Source organism: Caballeronia udeis (genome assembly GCF_001544555.2).
GTDB classification, from domain to species: domain Bacteria; phylum Pseudomonadota; class Gammaproteobacteria; order Burkholderiales; family Burkholderiaceae; genus Caballeronia; species Caballeronia udeis.
On sequence record NZ_FCOK02000078.1, the window covers coordinates 18,162 to 36,730 of the forward strand.

Annotated in this window: 17 protein-coding genes; 11 read left to right on the top strand and 6 right to left on the bottom strand. The window is 61.8% G+C overall.

Going from position 1 to position 18,569, the window contains the following annotated elements:
- Nucleotides 1–101: 101 nt before the first annotated feature.
- Nucleotides 102–647 carry a GNAT family N-acetyltransferase gene (locus tag AWB69_RS36490; protein ID WP_062091650.1) on the bottom strand — a complete coding sequence of 182 codons (546 nt, stop codon included), beginning with the start codon at nucleotides 645–647 and terminating at the stop codon, nucleotides 102–104.
- Between the two features lie 485 nt (nucleotides 648–1,132).
- Between AWB69_RS36490 and AWB69_RS47290 the strand changes: the two genes are divergently transcribed.
- From AWB69_RS47290 to astE, 9 genes are all read left to right on the top strand, one after another.
- Complete coding sequence (locus tag AWB69_RS47290) at nucleotides 1,133–2,362, top strand: EAL domain-containing protein (protein WP_231937351.1); 1,230 nt, start codon at nucleotides 1,133–1,135, stop codon at nucleotides 2,360–2,362.
- Between the two features lie 33 nt (nucleotides 2,363–2,395).
- On the top strand, nucleotides 2,396–2,836 hold the full coding sequence (locus AWB69_RS36505) for a hypothetical protein (protein WP_062091652.1): 441 nt from the start codon (nucleotides 2,396–2,398) through the stop codon (nucleotides 2,834–2,836).
- A 141-nt stretch (nucleotides 2,837–2,977) separates the two neighbouring features.
- Nucleotides 2,978–3,793: an ABC transporter ATP-binding protein gene (locus AWB69_RS36510; RefSeq protein WP_062091653.1), complete on the top strand. Its 816-nt coding sequence runs from the start codon at nucleotides 2,978–2,980 to the stop codon at nucleotides 3,791–3,793.
- Between the two features lie 257 nt (nucleotides 3,794–4,050).
- Complete coding sequence (locus tag AWB69_RS36515; RefSeq protein WP_062091654.1) at nucleotides 4,051–5,262, top strand: aspartate aminotransferase family protein; 1,212 nt, start codon at nucleotides 4,051–4,053, stop codon at nucleotides 5,260–5,262.
- Nucleotides 5,263–5,305: 43 nt separating this feature from the next.
- Nucleotides 5,306–6,361 (top strand): arginine/ornithine succinyltransferase subunit alpha, encoded by a 1,056-nt coding sequence (aruF, locus tag AWB69_RS36520; RefSeq protein WP_062091655.1) that lies wholly within the window; start codon nucleotides 5,306–5,308, stop codon nucleotides 6,359–6,361.
- Nucleotides 6,358–7,395, top strand: coding sequence for an arginine N-succinyltransferase (astA, locus tag AWB69_RS36525; RefSeq protein ID WP_062091656.1), 1,038 nt, complete (start codon nucleotides 6,358–6,360; stop codon nucleotides 7,393–7,395). The genes aruF and astA overlap by 4 nt, the downstream gene beginning before the upstream one ends.
- A gap of 11 nt (nucleotides 7,396–7,406) precedes the next feature.
- Nucleotides 7,407–8,882, top strand: a complete 1,476-nt coding sequence (astD, locus tag AWB69_RS36530; RefSeq protein WP_062091657.1) for a succinylglutamate-semialdehyde dehydrogenase — start codon at nucleotides 7,407–7,409, stop codon at nucleotides 8,880–8,882.
- A gap of 9 nt (nucleotides 8,883–8,891) precedes the next feature.
- A complete protein-coding gene (gene astB, locus AWB69_RS36535; protein ID WP_062091658.1) occupies nucleotides 8,892–10,235 on the top strand; it encodes an N-succinylarginine dihydrolase in 1,344 nt (447 codons plus the stop codon).
- Nucleotides 10,219–11,259, top strand: coding sequence for a succinylglutamate desuccinylase (gene astE / locus AWB69_RS36540; RefSeq protein WP_062091659.1), 1,041 nt, complete (start codon nucleotides 10,219–10,221; stop codon nucleotides 11,257–11,259). Before astB ends, astE begins: the two co-directional genes overlap by 17 nt.
- On the opposite strand, the gene AWB69_RS36545 is transcribed toward astE, so the two are convergent.
- From AWB69_RS36545 to AWB69_RS36560, 4 genes are read right to left on the bottom strand one after another with little or no spacing between them, the layout of a single operon-like run.
- Entirely contained in the window at nucleotides 11,254–12,132 is an 879-nt protein-coding gene (locus tag AWB69_RS36545) for an efflux RND transporter periplasmic adaptor subunit (protein WP_062091660.1), read from the bottom strand. The genes astE and AWB69_RS36545 overlap by 6 nt on opposite strands.
- Nucleotides 12,133–12,159: 27 nt before the next feature.
- Nucleotides 12,160–12,360, bottom strand: a complete 201-nt coding sequence (locus tag AWB69_RS36550; RefSeq protein WP_031359030.1) for a DUF1656 domain-containing protein — start codon at nucleotides 12,358–12,360, stop codon at nucleotides 12,160–12,162.
- Entirely contained in the window at nucleotides 12,350–14,512 is a 2,163-nt protein-coding gene (locus AWB69_RS36555) for an FUSC family protein (protein WP_062091661.1), read from the bottom strand. The genes AWB69_RS36550 and AWB69_RS36555 overlap by 11 nt, the downstream gene beginning before the upstream one ends.
- 2 nt (nucleotides 14,513–14,514) lie before the next feature.
- On the bottom strand, nucleotides 14,515–16,014 hold the full coding sequence (locus tag AWB69_RS36560; RefSeq protein WP_062091662.1) for an efflux transporter outer membrane subunit: 1,500 nt from the start codon (nucleotides 16,012–16,014) through the stop codon (nucleotides 14,515–14,517).
- Between the two features lie 207 nt (nucleotides 16,015–16,221).
- Here AWB69_RS36560 and AWB69_RS36565 point away from each other — a divergent pair, with 207 nt between their 5' ends.
- On the top strand, nucleotides 16,222–17,160 hold the full coding sequence (locus tag AWB69_RS36565; RefSeq protein ID WP_062091663.1) for a LysR family transcriptional regulator: 939 nt from the start codon (nucleotides 16,222–16,224) through the stop codon (nucleotides 17,158–17,160).
- Between the two features lie 161 nt (nucleotides 17,161–17,321).
- A complete protein-coding gene (locus tag AWB69_RS48220; RefSeq protein WP_156529088.1) occupies nucleotides 17,322–17,492 on the top strand; it encodes a hypothetical protein in 171 nt (56 codons plus the stop codon).
- Between the two features lie 273 nt (nucleotides 17,493–17,765).
- Here the strand turns inward: AWB69_RS48220 and AWB69_RS36570 are convergent, their stop codons facing one another.
- Entirely contained in the window at nucleotides 17,766–18,569 is an 804-nt protein-coding gene (locus AWB69_RS36570; protein WP_062091664.1) for a metallophosphoesterase, read from the bottom strand.

The following is an 18,569-nucleotide window of genomic DNA, read 5'->3' on the forward strand; positions in this document are numbered from 1 at the left end:
GTAAGAGAGGCGACCGGAAGGTCGTGATGCAATGGTATGGCCAAAGGACGCTGCGGCCGCGAACTATCCCGAGATGATCCGCGAGCGCCTGATAGCGTGCCTCATTTCTGCGGAATCAACGCCTTGTCTTCGCCGAGCGACCGTTGCATGAGCACCGTGTCCACCCATTGGCCGTGTTTGTAGCCCACCTTGCGCAGCACGCCGACATGCTCGAATCCAAGGCGTGCATGCAGCGCGATCGACCCGGCATTGCCGCTGTTGCCAATCACCGCCACGAGTTCGCGCCACGGTCCCGCATCGCAACGTTCGATCAGCGCCGTCAGCAGTGCGAGACCGAGACCGCGGCCGCCGAAGCCATCGGCTATGTACACCGAATCCTCGATCGTGTGCCGATACGCCGACCTCGGCCGATACGCGGTCGCATACGTGTAACCCACCACCACGCCATCCATTTCAGCCACGAGGTAAGGCAGGCCTGCACCGGTGATTGAAGCGTGCCGGCGACGCATTTCGTCGGCGTCCGGTGGCATTTCCTCGAAGGTCGCCAGCGCATGCTGCACGTAGTGGGCGTAAATGCGGGTGATCGTATCGAAATCGGCGGCTTTCGCGTCGCGGATTGTGAGAGCGCTGGCTTCGTTCAATGCCATTGAGTGCCTCCATGGTTTTGGCGTTGATCGGACGACGATCGGACGATGAGCGGATGATGAGAAAGGTCATCATCCGCAGGTTCGATTTTCTCACGAGTATCGGACTCATCCGCCATTTGCCAGACGTCTGCGCATTCGCGCGGGAAAAGCATCGAGCCGGCGTGCGCCAGCCCACCAAAGCAGGCAATTCCCGGGCCGCGAAGCATTGAAGCCCGGTGCACCCCGCCGCTAAACTGAGTCGTTTGCCGGGGCGACGCCACATCGATCCGGAACTAACCCCGGACCCAGGCAAGGCAAGATGTAAAACAGGGATACGGTTGTCAGCCATGTGGACACGATTGACGGCACGAACAACCGGACCACGAACTAACGGCGCGAGCAACCCAGCCTTGACGAAACCGCGCACGACGCAGCAGATGTCATCAGGTGCCTCATTCAAAACTATTATGCAGCGCGTATCCGGCGCAAAGGCGTCGCGAAATGAAATGCCCACGATGATCACGTTCAGACACAGCGGGCGCGTAGCGTTCCTGGCGGGCATCGTGCTGATCGCCGCTTTGCTGCCGGGGGTATTGTGCGTGCTGTTTGCGCCGGGCGTGGACGAACGTGTCGCCACAGCCCGGGAAGCCGCCGCGCTCGAGAGCTATGTCGTGCACATGGTCGACACCGGTGCAATCCGCTTGATCGGCAACACGTCGGTGCCCGCAACGTCCAGGCTGTTTGTCCAGTTTCCGGTACCCGGATTCGCCGCCATGGCGATGCTCCCGAACCCCAACACGGCCCGTCGCGGCTACGAATCAGCGAAGGCGGCAAGCGCGGCAAACGTCGTGAACACGTCGGACGCGACCTTCGGCGAACGCCTGCGCGCGTTGCCCTGGACCTGGCTGCTGGCGGGCGTGGCGGGCGGCCTGGCGCTCTCCGCGTGGCTGGGCCTGTTGATGGTGCGCCGTCTCTCGCCGGTCGGCCAGCTTAGCGACGCCGTGCGCAGGCATCAGTTCATCGTCGCGTATCAGCCGATTGTCGACCTTGCCACGCGCCGCTGTATTGGCGCTGAAGCGCTTGTCCGCTGGAAGCACCAGAACCGGATCGTGCGCCCCGATCACTTCATTCCGCTCGCGGAGCATCGCGGCCTGATCCAGGCCATCACGGACCAGGTATTCGACACTATCCTGCTCGAACTCGGCGAGTTCCTGCAGCAGTACAGCGAGCTCTACGTGTCGATCAACCTGAGCGCGCCGGACCTGACTTCGCGGCGGTTCCTGGAGCGGCTGACGCCGGCGCTTGCGGCCGCGAACATTGCGCCGCAGCAGATCCGGATCGAGGCGACCGAGCGCTGTTTTCTCGACGCCGACGCCGCCAAGGAAGTGATCCAGGCGTTCCGCGACGCGGGCCATCCGGTGTATATCGACGACTTCGGGACGGGTTATTCGAGCCTTTCGCACCTGCAGAATTTCCACGTGGACGCGTTGAAGATCGACAAGTCTTTCGTCGATACCGTTGGCCAGGACGCGGCGTCCAGCAGCGTGGCGTCACACATTATCGACATGGCGTTGACGCTGCAAGTCCAGGTGGTGGCCGAAGGGATCGAGCGGGAGGAACAGGCGTGTTACCTGCGCACGCGCGGCGCCCAATTCGGGCAAGGCTGGCTCTTTTCCGCGCCACTGACAGCGCCGGATTTTATTCGCTATGTAGGGCGTGGTCTCGCGACGGTGTAGGCTTGGCTCATTTTCCACCTCAGGGCAATGACCATGACCACCAGGATGACCGACCCGGTCGCGACCGCGTTTCTCAAGGACGTGCGCCATCCGCTGCTGGCGCTGCACCGTAGCATTCTCGACGAATTGCGCACCCGTCACGAAGCCGAATTCGGCGCGGTGTCGCCCGGAGAGTTCCTGCAGATCGTGATCAACGGCAGCGCTTATAAATGGCTTGGCCCGCTGTCCACGCTGATCGCGGCGCTCGACGACGTACTCGACTCCATCGACGACAAAGACGCCACGCCCGACGCCCGTGTAGACATGGCGCACGCGGTCACGGCCATGTTCGGTGCGAAGGGCCGCAACGCCGCTTTCGACGCCCAATTCCTGCCGATGCTGCAAACCAGTCCCGAGGTTGCGATAGCCAATGGCGGCGTGGCGCAGCAAGTGCGGGCCGTGATGCCCACGCCCGTGCCCGCCGCAAAGGACTGAGCATTGACCATTGGTTCGGCGGCCGGGCGAGGGCGTTTGTCCCTATGCCTGCCCGCCGGCAGCTTTCGGTAGAATCCGCAGCCATGATCGACAGAGGGCCGGGTTTCAGACCGGCCAGACCCACTTTCCGGGGAGAACGCGTTGGACTCATCCGCACAAAATGCTGCATCGGCCGCCGCGCAGAACGCCGCGGTCAAACTCGTCGCACGCGATATCCACAAGCGCTTCGGCGAGAACGAGGTGCTCAAGGGCGTCTCGCTAGCAGCCAACGCCGGCGATGTGATCAGCATCATCGGGTCAAGCGGCTCGGGCAAAAGTACTTTCCTGCGCTGCATCAACTTCCTGGAACGGCCGAACGCCGGCGAGATCATCGTCGACGGCGAGCCGGTGCGCACGAAAACCGATCGCATGGGCAATCTCGAAGTCGCGGACCACAAGCAGTTGCAGCGCGTGCGCACGAAGCTCGCGATGGTGTTCCAGCACTTCAATTTGTGGGCGCACATGACGTCGATTGAAAACGTCATGGAAGCGCCCATGCACGTGCTGGGGTTGTCGAAGAAGGAGGCGAGCGAACGCGCCCGCGAATGCCTGGAGAAGGTCGGGCTGGCGCCGAAGGTGGAGAAGCAATATCCGTCACATCTGTCCGGCGGGCAGCAGCAGCGGGTCGCCATTGCCCGGGCGCTTGCCATGCATCCCGACGTGATGCTCTTCGATGAACCCACCTCCGCGCTCGATCCCGAGCTGGTGGGAGAAGTGCTGAAAGTGATGCAGAAGCTGGCCGAAGAAGGCCGCACGATGATCGTCGTGACGCACGAGATGGGCTTTGCGCGCAATGTATCGAATCATGTGATGTTTCTGCATCAGGGCCGCACCGAAGAAGAGGGCGCGCCGGCTGACGTCCTGAGCACGCCCAATAGCGAGCGGCTGCGGCAATTCCTGTCCGGTAGTCTCAAGTAAGGCTGGACTCATCAGCGCGGGCTCCGGCATGGCTGCGAGACCCTGGCGGAGCGATCCCGTGCAATATGCAGCGGCAGGCCGGACGCCGGTGTCTTGCGACTGACTTACAAACGTAAATGCCCTGGAATACCATGAAACCTTGTCGCGTTCCCGCAAGACGCGGCGCCCGCGCGCGCCTACCATCTGATAACGATGTGTAAGTCTGGAACATAAGCTGGAACATAAGCTGACTACCCGAACAGGCAAAGGAGCGATTCATGACGGATCTCAAGGTAACGCGCGGTACGTTCGACGAAGTGATGGTGCCTCTTTTCTCCCCGGCGAATTTCGTGCCGGATCGCGGACTCGGTTCGCGCGTGTGGGATACGGAAGGCCGTGACTATGTCGATTTCGCCGGCGGTATCGCGGTGACGGCGCTGGGTCATGCGCATCCCGAACTGCTGAAAGTGCTCCACGATCAAGGCCAGAAGCTCTGGCATATCGGCAACGGCTATACCAACGAGCCCGTGCTGCGGCTTGCAACTCGCTTGACCAATCTCACCTTCGCCGACCGCGCGTTCTTCGCGAATTCCGGCGCCGAAGCGAACGAAGCCGCGCTGAAACTCGCGCGCCGTTACGCTATCGACAACACCGGTCCGCAGAAAGTCGAAATCATTTCGTTCACGCAGTCGTTCCACGGCCGGACGCTGTTCACCGTCAGCGTGGGCGGCCAGCCGAAATATGCCGAAGGCTTCGGCCCGACGCCGCAAGGCATCACGCATCTTCCCTATAACGACCTGGCCGCCGCCCGTGCTGCAATTGGTCCGCAAACCTGCGCGGTGATTGTCGAGCCGGTGCAGGGCGAAGGCGGCGTGTTGCCCGCCGATCCCGCGTTCCTCCAGGGTCTGCGCGAAGCCTGCGACCAGCACGGCGCACTGCTGATTTTTGACGAGGTACAAACGGGCGTGGGCCGTACCGGCTCGTTCTACGCGTACATGGGCTACGGCGTGACGCCGGACATCCTCACGACCGCGAAGGCGCTTGGCAACGGCTTCCCGATCGGCGCGATGCTGACCACGGACAAGATCGCCGCGCATTTCAAGGTCGGCGTGCACGGCACGACATACGGCGGCAATCCGCTGGGCGCGGCTATTGCGGACAAGGTGGTTGAATTGATCAGCGACCCTGCCGTGCTCGAAGGCGTGCAGCAGCGCAGCGTTGCGATCAAGGCGCATCTGAAGCGAATCGATGAGCGTTTCTCCGTGTTCAAGGAGATTCGCGGCAAGGGTCTCCTGATCGGCGCCGAACTCGCCGATGCCTACAAGGACCGCGCGAAGGACGTGCTCAACGCCGCCGCGAAACACGGTGTGATCATGCTGATTGCGGGGCCAAACGTGCTGCGTTTCGCACCGTCCCTGATCATGCCGATGGCCGATCTCGACGAAGGTTTCGCGCGCATCGAAAAGGCTATCGCCGACGTGGCGCATTGAACGTGCGCACTTCGGCATCTTCTCTAAACCAACGGAACCGCCGATGTTAATCGTCCGCCCCGCAAGACTCGCCGATCTCGACGCGCTCGAACGGATGGCGAATGCCGCGCATCCGGTGCTGCATTCGCTGCCGCGTGACCGTCATGTGCTGGAAACGCGCGTTGCGCTCTCCGAAGACTCGTTTCGCGCGGAAGTCGAGTTTCCGGGCGAGGAGTTTTATCTGTTCGTGCTCGAGGAAACGGCGACGGGCGAGCTGCTTGGCACGTCGAGTATTGTCGCGTCGGCGGGATATTCCGAGCCGTTCTACGCGTTCCGCAATGACGCACTGATTCACGCGTCGCGTGAACTCAAGGTGAACCGCAAGATCCACGCGCTCACCATGTCGCATGAACTCACGGGCAAGAGCCGCCTGACGGGTTTCTACATTGACCCATCGGTGCGCGAAGCCACGCACGATGCTGCCGCGCATCTGCTCTCGCGTGCCCGCATGATGTACGTGGCCGCGAACCGCAAGCGTTTCTCCGACGACGTCTTCTCGCTGATGCTCGGCGTCACCGACGAAGCGGGTGTATCGCCGTTCTGGGAAGCGGTCGGGCGCAAGTTCTTCGGCCGCGACTTTGAGCAGGTCGAGCTGGAATCGGGCGGCCGGAGCCGTACGTTTATTGCAGAGGTGATGCCGAGTTATCCGCTCTACGTGCCGCTGTTGCCGCCTGAAGCGCAAAGAGTGCTGGGCGAGCCGGACGACGGTGCGTTGCTCGCGTATGACATCCACCTTGAAGAAGGTTTCGAGCCGGATCGTTTCGTCGATATCTTCGATGCCGGTCCGGTCCTGACCGTCGCGGTGGATCGCAGTGCGTCCGTGCTGGCGAACGAAGTTCGCGCCGTGCGGACCGCGCAGGATGACACGGGCACGTCGGGTACGCCGTACCTGATTGCAGCGGGCGGCGCGCACGCGTTTCGATGCGCTTTAGTCAATCTGCCTTCCTCGCGCGCGACCGGTGCACCGCTGTCCGCGGAACTCTGCAAGGTTTTAAGCGTGAAAGATTCCGATACGGTGCGTTGTGTGCCGCTTCATCAGGCTTCGGGAGAATTGCAATGATCGTTGTCCGCTGCGTGCAGCCTGGAGATGTCGACGCGCTCGTCGCGCTCGCGCACGAGACCGGACCGGGACTCACCACCTTCAAGCCGGATCGCGATGCGCTGACCGCGCGTGTTGAACGGGCACGACGCACCCTCGCCGATGAAGCTGAAGCGTTCGAAGCAGGGTATCTGTTCGCGATGGAAGACACCGCGACAGGCGATATTGCCGGTGTGTGCGGTATTGAAACCGAGGTCGGGCTGGAGCAGCCGTTTTATAACTATCGGGTTTCGACAGTCGTGCATGCCAGCCGGGATCTCGGCGTGTGGACCAAGATGTCGCTGCTCAACATCTCGCACGATCTGACAGGTTACGCGGAAGTCTGCTCGCTGTTCCTGAGCCCGCGATATCGCACGGCGGGCGTGGGCGGTTTGCTGTCACGTTCGCGCTTCATGTTTATCGCGCAATTCCGCGAGCGTTTCCCGGAACGCCTGTGTGCTGAACTGCGCGGTCACTTCGATGAAAGCGGCGCGTCGCCATTCTGGCAGGCGGTCGGATCGCACTTTTACCAGATCGATTTCAACGCCGCCGACTATCTCAGCTCGCACGGCAAGAAGTCGTTCCTCGCCGAGTTGATGCCGCGGTATCCGGTCTATCTCGCGATGCTGCCGGAAGACGCGCAAGCGGCGGTCGGGTTGACGCATCGCGACACCATGCCCGCGCGCAAGATGCTCGAAACTGAAGGTCTGCGCTACGAAAATCATGTCGATATCTTCGATGCCGGTCCCGTCCTCGAATGTCACGTAGCCGACCTGCGTACGGTGCGCGAGAGCGTGCTGGTGACGGTGCGCGTGGGTGAGCGTGCCGGGCACGGCGAGGCTCGCAGCCTGGTATCGAATACATCGCTTGACGACTTCCGCTGTGGCGCAACCTTCGGCGTGCCCGAAGACGGTTTCTTTCTGCTGACCCCGGAAGAAGCCGCGGCGCTGCGCGTACAAGCCGGTGATACGGTGCGTGTGCTGGCATCGCAACCACGCGCCAGGAACGCAAGTTAAGGATAACGAACATGACGAAGATTTCGACTCAATTGTTTATCGACGGAACGTGGAGCGAGGGCACCGGCGCACCGTTCGCATCGCGCAATCCGGGCAACGGCAACGTGGTGTGGGAAGGGGCGAGCGCAGCGGCTCAGGACGTTGACCAGGCCGTGCTGTCAGCGCGACGCGCGTTCGCTGCGTGGTCCGCGTTGACGCTCGACGAACGCATTGCGATCACGCGGCGTTTCGCGGCGCTGCTGACCGAGCACAAGGAAACGCTGGCTCACACTATTGGTCTCGAGACCGGCAAGCCGTTGTGGGAAGCGCGGACCGAAGTCGCGACAATGGCCGCCAAAGTCGACATCTCCGTCAAGTCATACCATGAACGCACCGGCGAGAAGCGCCAGGAAATGGCCGATGGCATAGCGGTACTTCGGCATCGTCCGCATGGCGTCGTGGCCGTGTTCGGGCCGTATAACTTCCCCGGACATTTGCCGAACGGGCATATTGTTCCGGCGTTGATCGCGGGTAATACGGTTGTGTTCAAGCCATCGGAATTCGCGCCGGCCGTGGCTGCGCTGACGGTGGATTTGTGGGCGCACGCCGGCTTGCCTGCCGGCGTGTTGAATCTCGTGCAAGGCGAGAAGGACACCGGCATTGCGCTAGCGAATCATCGGCAGATCGACGGTTTGTTCTTTACCGGCAGCTCGGATACCGGCACGTTGCTGCACCGGCAATTCGGCGGTCGTCCGGAGATCGTGCTCGCGCTTGAAATGGGCGGCAACAATCCGCTCGTCGTGGCTGAGGTCGCGGATATTGATGCCGCCGTGCATCACACGATCCAGTCGGCGTATTTGTCGGCAGGGCAGCGCTGCACGTGCGCCCGCCGGTTGTTCGTTCCGGATAACGCATTCGGCGAACAGTTCACCACGCGCTTGATCGACGTGACCTCGAAGATAAAAACCGGCGTCTTCGACGCCGACCCGCAACCGTTCATGGGCGCCGTGATCTCGGCGCGCGCCGCCGCGAAGCTGGTGCGGGCGCAGACGCAGTTGATCGAAGCGGGCGGCAAGCCCTTGCTTCAAATGACACAACGTTCGGCACACCTTGGGTTCGTTACGCCGGCGATCATCGACGTGACGAATGCACGCAACGTCCCCGACGAAGAACATTTCGGCCCGATGCTGCAACTCACGCGCTACAGCAGCTTTGACCAGGCGATAGAGCGCGCCAACGACACCGCGTTTGGTTTGTCCGCGGGCTTGCTGGCCGACGACGAAGCCGCGTGGACCCATTTCCAGCACACGATTCGCGCCGGCATTGTGAACTGGAACCGGCCGACGAACGGCGCGTCATCGGCGGCGCCGTTCGGTGGTATCGGACGCTCGGGCAACCAGCGGCCGAGCGCATTTTACGCAGCCGATTATTGCTCGTATCCTATGGCATCGGTCGAAAGCACCCAGTTGCACATGCCCGCGAGCGTCTCGCCCGGCCTTCAGTTCTGAGGAACCACGATGCAAGCATTCGAAGCGAACTTCGACGGGCTGGTCGGCCCGACGCATAACTACGCGGGGCTGTCGTTCGGCAATGTCGCGTCGCGCAACAACGAGAAGTCGGCCGCCAATCCGAAGGCCGCGGCGAAGCAGGGCCTGCGCAAGATGAAGCAGCTGGCCGACCTTGGATTCCACCAGGGCGTGCTGCCGCCGCTGGAGCGGCCCTCGCTCAAGTTGCTGCGCAGCCTTGGTTTCACCGGCGACGACGCTACGGTAGTCGAACGCGCTGCGCGAGAAGCGCCGGAATTGCTGGCTGCTGCGAGTTCCGCTTCGGCGATGTGGACCGCGAACGCAGCGACGGTTAGCCCATCGGCGGATACCAATGACAACCGCGTGCATTTCACACCGGCCAATCTCAGCACGAAGTTGCATCGTGCGATCGAGCATGAAGAAACGCGCCGTTCGCTCTCGGCCATTTTCTCCGACGAGAAGCATTTCAGGATTCATCACGCGCTGCCGGGTACGCCCGCACTGGGCGATGAAGGCGCGGCCAACCACACGCGTTTTTGCAATGAGTACGGCGAGAAGGGCGTGGAGTTTTTTGTCTATGGACGCAGCGAATACGGTCAGGGTTCGGCTGAACCGAAGCGCTTTCCAGCACGTCAGACGCTGGAAGCAAGCCGCGCGGTTGCGCGTCTTCATGGCCTTTCCGACGATGCCACTGTCTTCGCGCAACAGCTCCCCGACGTGATCGATGCAGGCGTGTTTCATAACGACGTGATTGCCGTGGGCAACCGTAACACGCTGTTTTGCCATCAACGCGCGTTCCTGGATCAGGCCAGCGTGTACGACCAGCTTCGCGCGAAACTTGAAACGCATGGCGGCGCGTTCACCGCTATCGAAGTGCCGGAAGACGAAGTCAGCGTAGCCGACGCTGTATCGTCGTATCTGTTCAACAGCCAGTTGTTGACACGGCCCGACGGCCGGCAGGTGCTGGTCGTGCCGCAGGAGTGCCGGGAGAACGCACGTGTCGCCAGGTACCTCGATTCGTTGCAGGCACGTAGCACGTCCATTGACGACGTCCTCGTCTTCGATCTTCGGGAAAGCATGAAGAACGGCGGCGGTCCCGCTTGCCTGCGCCTGCGCGTGGTGTTGAACGATGCGGAGCGCGTTGCCGTGAATCCGGGCGTGTGGATGAACGACACGTTGTTCGTGCAACTCGATGCCTGGATCGACACGCACTATCGCGACCGCATTGCACCCGGGGACCTCGCCGACCTGAAACTGCTCGATGAATCACGTGCGGCGCTTGACGCGTTGACCGGCATTCTGAAGCTGGGCGCCATCTATGACTTCCAGCGTTGAGCCGGCCATGTTCGCGAACTTTCTCGACTTTGTACTCGATGGAAAAAAGCCCGCGCTGACGGAAGGCCGGTTGCCGAGTGGCGTGAAGTGGACGTGGCTCGGCGATGGCATCGTTCGTTTTGAGCCTGAAGGTGCGGTGCTGCAAAGCGTGGTGGCATCGGCCGGGATTCACGGCGATGAAACCGCTCCGATCGAAATGCTGTCGATGCTTGTCGCAGATATCGCGAGCGGCAAGGCGGCGTTGAAGAGCCGCGTGCTGGTTATTTTTGGCAACATCGACGCAATGCGTGCGGCCAGCCGGTATCGCGATGACGATCTCAACCGGCTGTTCAACGGGCGCTATCTTCAACTCGCGGAGAGTCATGAATCGCCGCGTGCGGCGGAACTGGAGAACGTGACGCGGGCGTTTTTTGCCGATGCCGATGCCGATGCCGATACCGACTCGACTCACGCGAAGTGGCACATCGACATGCACACGGCCATCCGCCCGTCAGTGTTCGAGCAGTTTGCGTTGTTGCCGTACACGGGCGCGCCGCTGTCACGCGTGATGTTCGACTGGTTGCGGGACGCAGGGTTGTCGGCGGTGTTGCTGCACAAGGAGAAGTCGAACACGTTCACGCATTTCACGGCGGAGCAATCAGGCGCGCTCGCGTGCACGCTGGAGCTTGGCAAGGTGCGCGCGTTCGGGCACAACGATCTGTCCCGCTTCGTTGCGTCCGACGCTGCGTTACGGCGGCTGATCGCGGGGCTTGCGCCAGCAGCGCCGAACAATACGCTGAAGGTATTCACGGTCGTCGGACAAATCGATAAACAGAGCGAGCAGTTCAAGCTCCACGTAGCCGGTGATGTAGCGAACTTCACGCCGTTTGCGCGCGGCACCGTGCTCGCTGAGGATGGCGATTACAAGTATGAAGTGCTGCGCGACGAGGAGCGTATCGTGTTTCCGAACCCGACTGTGAAGCCGGGCTTGAGAGCAGGGCTCATGGTCATTGATACGACTGAGGAAACGTTCAACTCGCTATGAATTGCTTGGCTTGCCGGTAGGCTCCACGACCACCGTGCACGTTGTCCCCGCGGCCAGGACAACGTCCGCCGGAACCTCGTCGATATGAATCCGCACCGGCACGCGCTGCGCGAGCCGGACCCAGTTGAACGTGGGGTTTACATCGGCGAGCAGTTCGCGGCTTTGCGGATTATCGCGGTCATAGATACCGCGCGAAATACTCTGCACATGGCCCTTCAACACGCCGCCGCTCATCAGCTGCATCTCGGCCTTGTCGCCAATACGCACACGCGGCAGCTTCGTTTCCTCGAAATATCCGTAGACCCAGAATGAATGACTATCGACGATAGCGAGCTTTGCCGAGCCCGTCGTCGCATAGTCGCCGCGATGCACGTTCAGGTTCGTCACGTAGCCGTCCACCGGCGCAAACACCTTGGTGCGCGCCAGGTTGAGTTCGGCGGCGTCGAGCGCTGCCTGCGCCTGCTGCAAGTTCGCGGCGGCGCCGGATGCGGCCTGGCTGGCGTTATCGCGTGATTCCTTCGATACCACCTCATTGTCCAGATCGGCCCGGCGCGCGGCGTCGTCGCGACGCATGCGCAAATCCGCCTGGCGTGCGGCAACGGTGGCCTGCGCCTGTTCGACGGCAATCCTGTAATGCGACGGATCGATCTCCATCAGCAGATCGCCTTTGTGCACGAACTGGTTATCGGCGACCGGCATGGTCACGACCGCGCCCGAGACATCGGGCGCGACGTTGATGACGTCGGCGCGCACGCGGCCGTCGCGGGTCCACGGCTGGTCCATGTAATGCACCCACAGCACGCGTCCGATCAAGATGGCCGCGCAGAAGATGAGCGCGGTCATGAAGATGCCGAAAATTTTCCTGATGATCATGATGCGGTTTTAGTCCTTCAACAATATTCAGCGATACACCGCAAGCCCGAGCAGGCCGCAGCTACACACGAGCAGACACGCGCGAAAGAGCGACGGATGCCACACCACGCGATACAACCCCGTCAGTGCCAGCAGCCGGTCGATGAACCAGGTCAGCAAGCCACCCGCGATAAACAGCAGCAGGATCGTTGGAACATAGGCATCGAGAATGGCGATATCACGCGGCATGGGGCGCTCCTTGGGGCGGGAGTTCACTCTGGCCGAGATGGCCTAACGGCGATTGCGGATCAAGCAACGCCGTACGAATAAAATGCAGATGACTCGACATGCGTTGCAGGCGATGGCGTTCTTCGCAACGCTCGTGCACCGTATCGAGCTGCGCCCGCAGATCGTCGATAGCCAGCGTGGTCGCTGACAACGCCGCGTCGAAACGTCGAGGGGTGGGGCGATCGAAGAGACGTGCTACCTGGTGCAGCGCCTGCATGATGGACGCTCGCGTTGTCGTGTCTGCCGTTGTGCCAGAGCGGCTCAGCTCGGTGCGCAGATCAATCACCGCGTGACCTACTTCAAGCACCGCGAACAGCCAGCGCAATGCTTCGCGTTGCAGATCCTCCCGACCGGCCGCGAGCGCATCGATCTGCGAAAGCAGGTCGCGTGTACCGCTTTCGAAACGCATGGCAAGCCGGGTCAGGCTGCCCTTGCTCGCCGTTACCACTTGCCGCCGCAGTTCAAGCATCAGCAGACGGCGCAGCCAAGGCGCGTCGGTGGGCAGCAGCACCGCAAAGGCCATTGAACAGACAAGCATGGAAAGGACGAGCGCAATGGCGTCGTTGATAAAGCCTGACGGGTCGTACTGAATGACATTGTCGGGACCGGCGAGGAAGCAGAAGAAGATGCAGTAACCGACGCCAACGCCCGTCATGCCGGGCCGCGTGCTGATATAAACGCCAAGCATCAGGAACGGCAGGAGCGCAGCCGACAGCAGCAAAAAACCATCGATACGCGGATACAGCGCAAACACCACGATCATGCCCGCGAGAGTCGCGAGGGCGGTGCCTGCCGCCATCTGGAAGGCCATTTGCGTAGGACGCGGCGATGACGACGCAAGGGCAATCACCGCTGCCGCGTCGAGCACGGCCGTGCCGCCGCTAGGCCATGCCGACATGATCCAGAAGCCGCTCAGGACCAGGATCACGACGAACGCGCGCAGGCCGGAAATGCCGGCCGCCAGCAGGCTGGTCTTCGGGACATAACGCGTGATGCGGTGCTCGCGTTCGTGCGAGGGCACCGCCAGCGACGCATAAGTCAGCGTGTAGGCATGCAGGTCGTCCACGAAGCGATACAGCAGTTCCGCAGCGGTATCGAATTCGAGCAGGTCGATTGCCGGATCGAGCGCGCGCCGCGTTGCGCGGATACGCTTGGGCAGCGCGGCTTTGAATGTGTCGAGTTGCGCGGCGGCGTGGGCGGCATCGGCGGCTTTCTCCACCGGCGCGCCCGCTGCGCTCAGCAAGGGCGCGACTTCGCGGAAATACGGTTCCAGCGCGTCGACCGTCGTGGATGCGCCGTTGACGCGCAGCCGGTTCATCAACTGATGCAGGGCGTGAAAGCGCGTGGATACGCTCATGAACTCGCCGTTCAGCCGCGCGACCCGGCCGCTGCGCATGCGCGTGTCGGGATCTTCGAATACGGCCACGCTGCGTGCAGCCTCGAGCCCGACGACGTCCGCGACGAACGCCGCGTTGATGCGCTCGATCTGCGAGCGTTCGATACCCCCGCCCAACACGTTCGACACGTAATCCACGAACGCGGTGAAACGCCGCCGCACGGTGGCCCGGACCTGTGCGCCGGCAAGGCGTGGAAACACGAGCGCACCGACCGTACCCGAACACAGGATCCCTAACGATACCTCGGCTACGCGCGTCATCGCGGATAGAAAGGCGGCGTCCGCATGCTGCGCGGCCGGAATCCCAATGAGCGCGGCCGTATAACCCGACAGCACGAAACCGTACGAACGGAAGTTGCGGTTACGCGCCGCGCCCGCCGTGCAGATACCGACCCACAGCGCTGTCGCCGACAAGAACATAACCGGTTGCTGCGAGAACAGGCTGATCAGCGCGAGCATCACTACAAGGCCGACGAGCGTCCCGCAGAACCGGTAAAAGCTTTTCGCCAGCACCATGCCGCTTTGCGGCTGCATCACGATAAACACCGTCGTCATCGCGGTGCGGGGTTGCGGCAGGTCCAGACGCATCGCGATCCACAGCGCGAGGAACGCTGCCAGTATCGTCTTGAAGATGTAGACCCACGCGAGGCCGTCGGTAGCCGCCCAGTCTGCGAGCAGCGGATGAGGACGGTTCAGAGTGGAGGAGGGCGTCGACATGCTCACTCGCTCCGGTTGCCGGCCGACGCGTCTTTGTGCTCCGCGAACGGCCCGATATGTTTCGCGGGTTTCATCTGCGTGTCCGCGGGGCTGTCGGTGGAACTGTCGATGCCGCCACCCAGCGCCGCCGAGAACGTCGCATACACCGCGAGCCGTTCAGCACGAACCCGCGCCTCGCCGTCCTGAGCGCGCAGCAATTGCGTCTGTGCGACCAGCACGTTCAGGTAATCGGTCAAGCCGCGCTTATACCCCTCGTCAGCCAGCCGATAACTCTTCTGCGCAGCCGCGACCGAACGGCCCGACGCGTCGAGCTGGCGATCGAGCGACTGGAGCCGCACGACCTGATCGGCGACATCGCGCAACGCCGCAACGAGCGTTGCGTTGTAGTAATCGATAGCCTGGTCGTATTGCGCCGACGCCGCCCCAAGTTGCGAGCGCAGCCGGCCGCCTTCGAAAATGGGCAGTGTCAGCGCAGGTCCCGCAGTCCAGCCGCTGCCGTTGCCGCTAAGGAACGTCAGCAGCGCGCCGCCCGCGGACATTTGCGTAAGCGACGCCATCAAGTTGATGTTCGGATAGAACTGCGCCTTGGCGACATCGATACCGCGCGCCTGAGCCGCGACCGTCCAGCGTGCCGCCACCACATCCGGGCGACGTCCAATCAGTTCAGCAGGCAAGGCCGACGGCAAGCCAAGCGGCGTTGCCAGCGACAGCACGGGACGCGTGATCGAATCACCTGCTCCCGGCCCCGCGCCGGCAAGCGCCGCAAGCTGGTTGCGGGAGAGCGCGATGGCTTCCTCGTAGGTCTCCACCTGACGCTCGTAGTCCGGCAACGACGCTTCCGCCTGGGCGACTTCAAGCTGCGTGCCGATCCCGCCTTGCAGCCGCCGACGCGCCCGCGCCGCGATTTTCTGCTGCTGTTCGAGCGTGGATTGGGCGATGTCGCGCAACGCAAATCCCTGCGATAAACCAATGTACCCGCGCACCACGTTCGCTTCGAGTTCGAGTTGCGCGGCGCGGGCATCGGCGGCGCGGGCGTGAGTGGCGTCCAGCGCGCGTTTCGCCGCGTTGCCGTCGCGGCCCCAGAGGTCGAGGTTGTACGAAAGTTGGAGCGCGCCTGTGTTGTCCCAGGTGTTGACGTTGTTGAACGTGCCAGGGCCGTAGTAGCCGTTTTCCGGCCACTGCTGGCGATTGATCGCCAGCGATCCATCGACTTGAGGCGCGAGGGCAGCTTGCGCTACCCCGGCCATCGAACGGGCTTCGCGTACTCGCGCGGCGGCCAGCGCCAGCGTCGGATTCCCGGCCTGCGCACGTGCGACCCACGCATCGAGCTGCGGATCGTTGTAGGCGCGCCACCATGTGGACGCCGGCCAGGCAGCGTCGGCGTTAGCCGCGCGCAGCGTCGCGCCGGCATCGAGCGAAGACGCGTCCTTGAGAGTATCTTCGGGACCGACGTTTTTAGTGCTCGCGCAGCCTGCTATTGTTAAAATAAATGTAAGAACCATCGGAATGATGGTCTTTCTGATCGTGCGAACTAGCAAAATTATTTCTCAAAATGGTTTGAGACACAGACCAGAATTATATTTTTGCCCTGATTGGCGAGTAACCGGTAAAAATGCAAAGCATTGTTACCGGTTATGAGGTAATCACCGTTGCCCATAACGAAACAATGCGGCAACACTGCGGCATTACTCGAACGAGACTCAAGGCTCATGGATACGCTTCAAAACATGCGCGTGTTTTCGCGGGTTGTTGAAGCCGGCAGCTTCACCGCCGCGGCTCAGCACCTGAACACGACCACGGCCTATGCATCGCGCGCCGTCTCCGATCTCGAAGCACATTTGCGCACTCGCTTGCTCAACCGGACCACGCGCCGGATCGCGCTGACCGAGGCGGGCGAGCGCTATCTGCAGCGTTGCGAGCAAATCCTGGCGTACGTGGATCAGGCCGAAGCCGAAGCCGGTGACGCTCACGCGCGCCCGTCCGGCAAGCTCAAGATGCACACCATGGCGGGGATCGGCCAGCATTACATCGTGCCGATGATTTCGAGCTACCAGAGGCTGCATCCGTCGGTTCAGATCGACCTGACGCTTGCGCAGCGTGTGCCGGACCTGCTGGATGAAGGTTTTGACGTGTCCATGGTGCTTGGCACCGAACTGCCCGATTCAGGGCTGGTTTCCCAACGCCTGGGAACCGCCTTCAGCATTGCCTGCGCGTCGCCTGCTTATATTCAGGAGCACGGCGTGCCGCATGTCTTGTCGGATCTGGTGCGGCATACGTGCTTGCAACTCATAACGCCTGCGTTTCCTCCGAACAAATGGACCTTTGACGGCCCGAACGGGCAGGAAACCGTCACGCTTGGACCGGCGACCTTCACGGTGAATGTGGCTGAGGCCATGGCCGTGGCAATCAGCGAAGGCATGGGCGTGGGGATATTGCCCACGTCGTCAGCGTTGCCTGCATTGCGTGCAGGGACCTTGGTGCGCGTTTTGCCGCAGTACACCATGCAGATGCTCAATGTGTTTGCGCTGTATCCGTCGCGTCAGTACCTGGATGCGAAAATCCGGACATGGGTGGAGTATTTGCGGGCTGAGTTGCCTGCCGCACTCGCCGCCGATGAAAAATCACTGCAGGAATTTGTGGCGTCGTAAGCTTGTGAGCAGGAGAATGAGGATAAGCTGATAGCGTTTTCTGTCATTTGCCGCGACGCAACACTTGCTTACAGTTATTTCGGCCGCATGTTGATAGCTTGTAGTTTGCGCTTTAGCTTCACCGATTCACTTTTACCGATTTGACAATATCCGAGGAAGTTATGAATACGCCGCTGATGATCGCCATCTACGTACTGCTGGCTCTGATCGCCGTGCCCGCCACCCGCGAACTGCTGCGTACGGCCCGCGAGAATGCAAAACGCGCGCGCCTGATCCCGATCCGTATCGACGAGCGTAAAAACCGTCAATCGCGCGATTCGTCGGATCGTTGAGCAAAAAAAGACCGATTTATCGGTCTTTCTGTTTTTTGCAGTTGGCGCAGTGGGTTTTAACCCTGCGCCGGGTAAACCGCATCTGAACCGATTCTGAACCCCCTCCGGCGCCTGAGATTTCTTGGCCTGGAACGGGTGTTTTTACCCTTTTTACCCATAACGCTGATAGGCCGGTTGTTTGCGTCATGACCGGTTAGTGTTCTTTTCGGCAGTACGCTACCGCTGCGTACCCATACCGGAAACGCGTTTTAGAGATTCATTGCGCCTGGCCGCTCAGATCTCAACCACTTTGTCCCATTCGAACGACGGATTTTCAGGCGCACCCGTGCGCCGGTCGCGATACCCGCGCGGATTACAGATCACGCGCGTTCCCTCTGCAACGTAGTCGAACGCGGTATGCGTGTGGCCGTGAACCCACAGCGCAACCGGTGCACGCACGAGCGAGGGCAGATCGCTCACAAAACCCGCCGATGCCCGGTCCGTCGCAAACTTTTCAGCCAGACTTTGTCTGAGCGGCGCGTGATGGGTCACAACAATCGTCTTGCCGTCGAAGGGCTTTGCCAGCTCATCTTCCAGCCATGCCCGAGCCTGCTCATGCAGCGCCAGTGAGTCTCCGGGACTAAACGAGCGCGGTTCGTCTTCGGGCTCCGGCCATGCAACCTGGATCACGCCGCGGAAGTCGAGCATCACACGCTCGGCCGCTTCGATGGACTCGCGCATTGCCTCATCGCCAGCGCCGAACAGCGCGAAATCCGTCCACAAAGTAGTGCCGAGCACGCGCCATTTGCCGTAGCGGTCGGTGAGGGTGGTGTTGTTCAGGAAATGCACATTGGGCAAGCTGCGCGCGGCGTCCTGCATTGCGCTTTCGAGCGCACCGAATTCGCCGTCGTAATACTCGTGGTTGCCTGGCACATAAACAACGGGTACCTGCGAACCGAAGTTTTCAGCCGCCCAGCGCAGACCCTCCGCATGATTGTGGATGTCGCCCGCCAGCACGACGAGATCCGCCTCTGCGTAGGGAATGGCGAGCGGCTCGTCGTGTTCGAGATGCAGGTCGGACAGAACGCGAATCTTCAC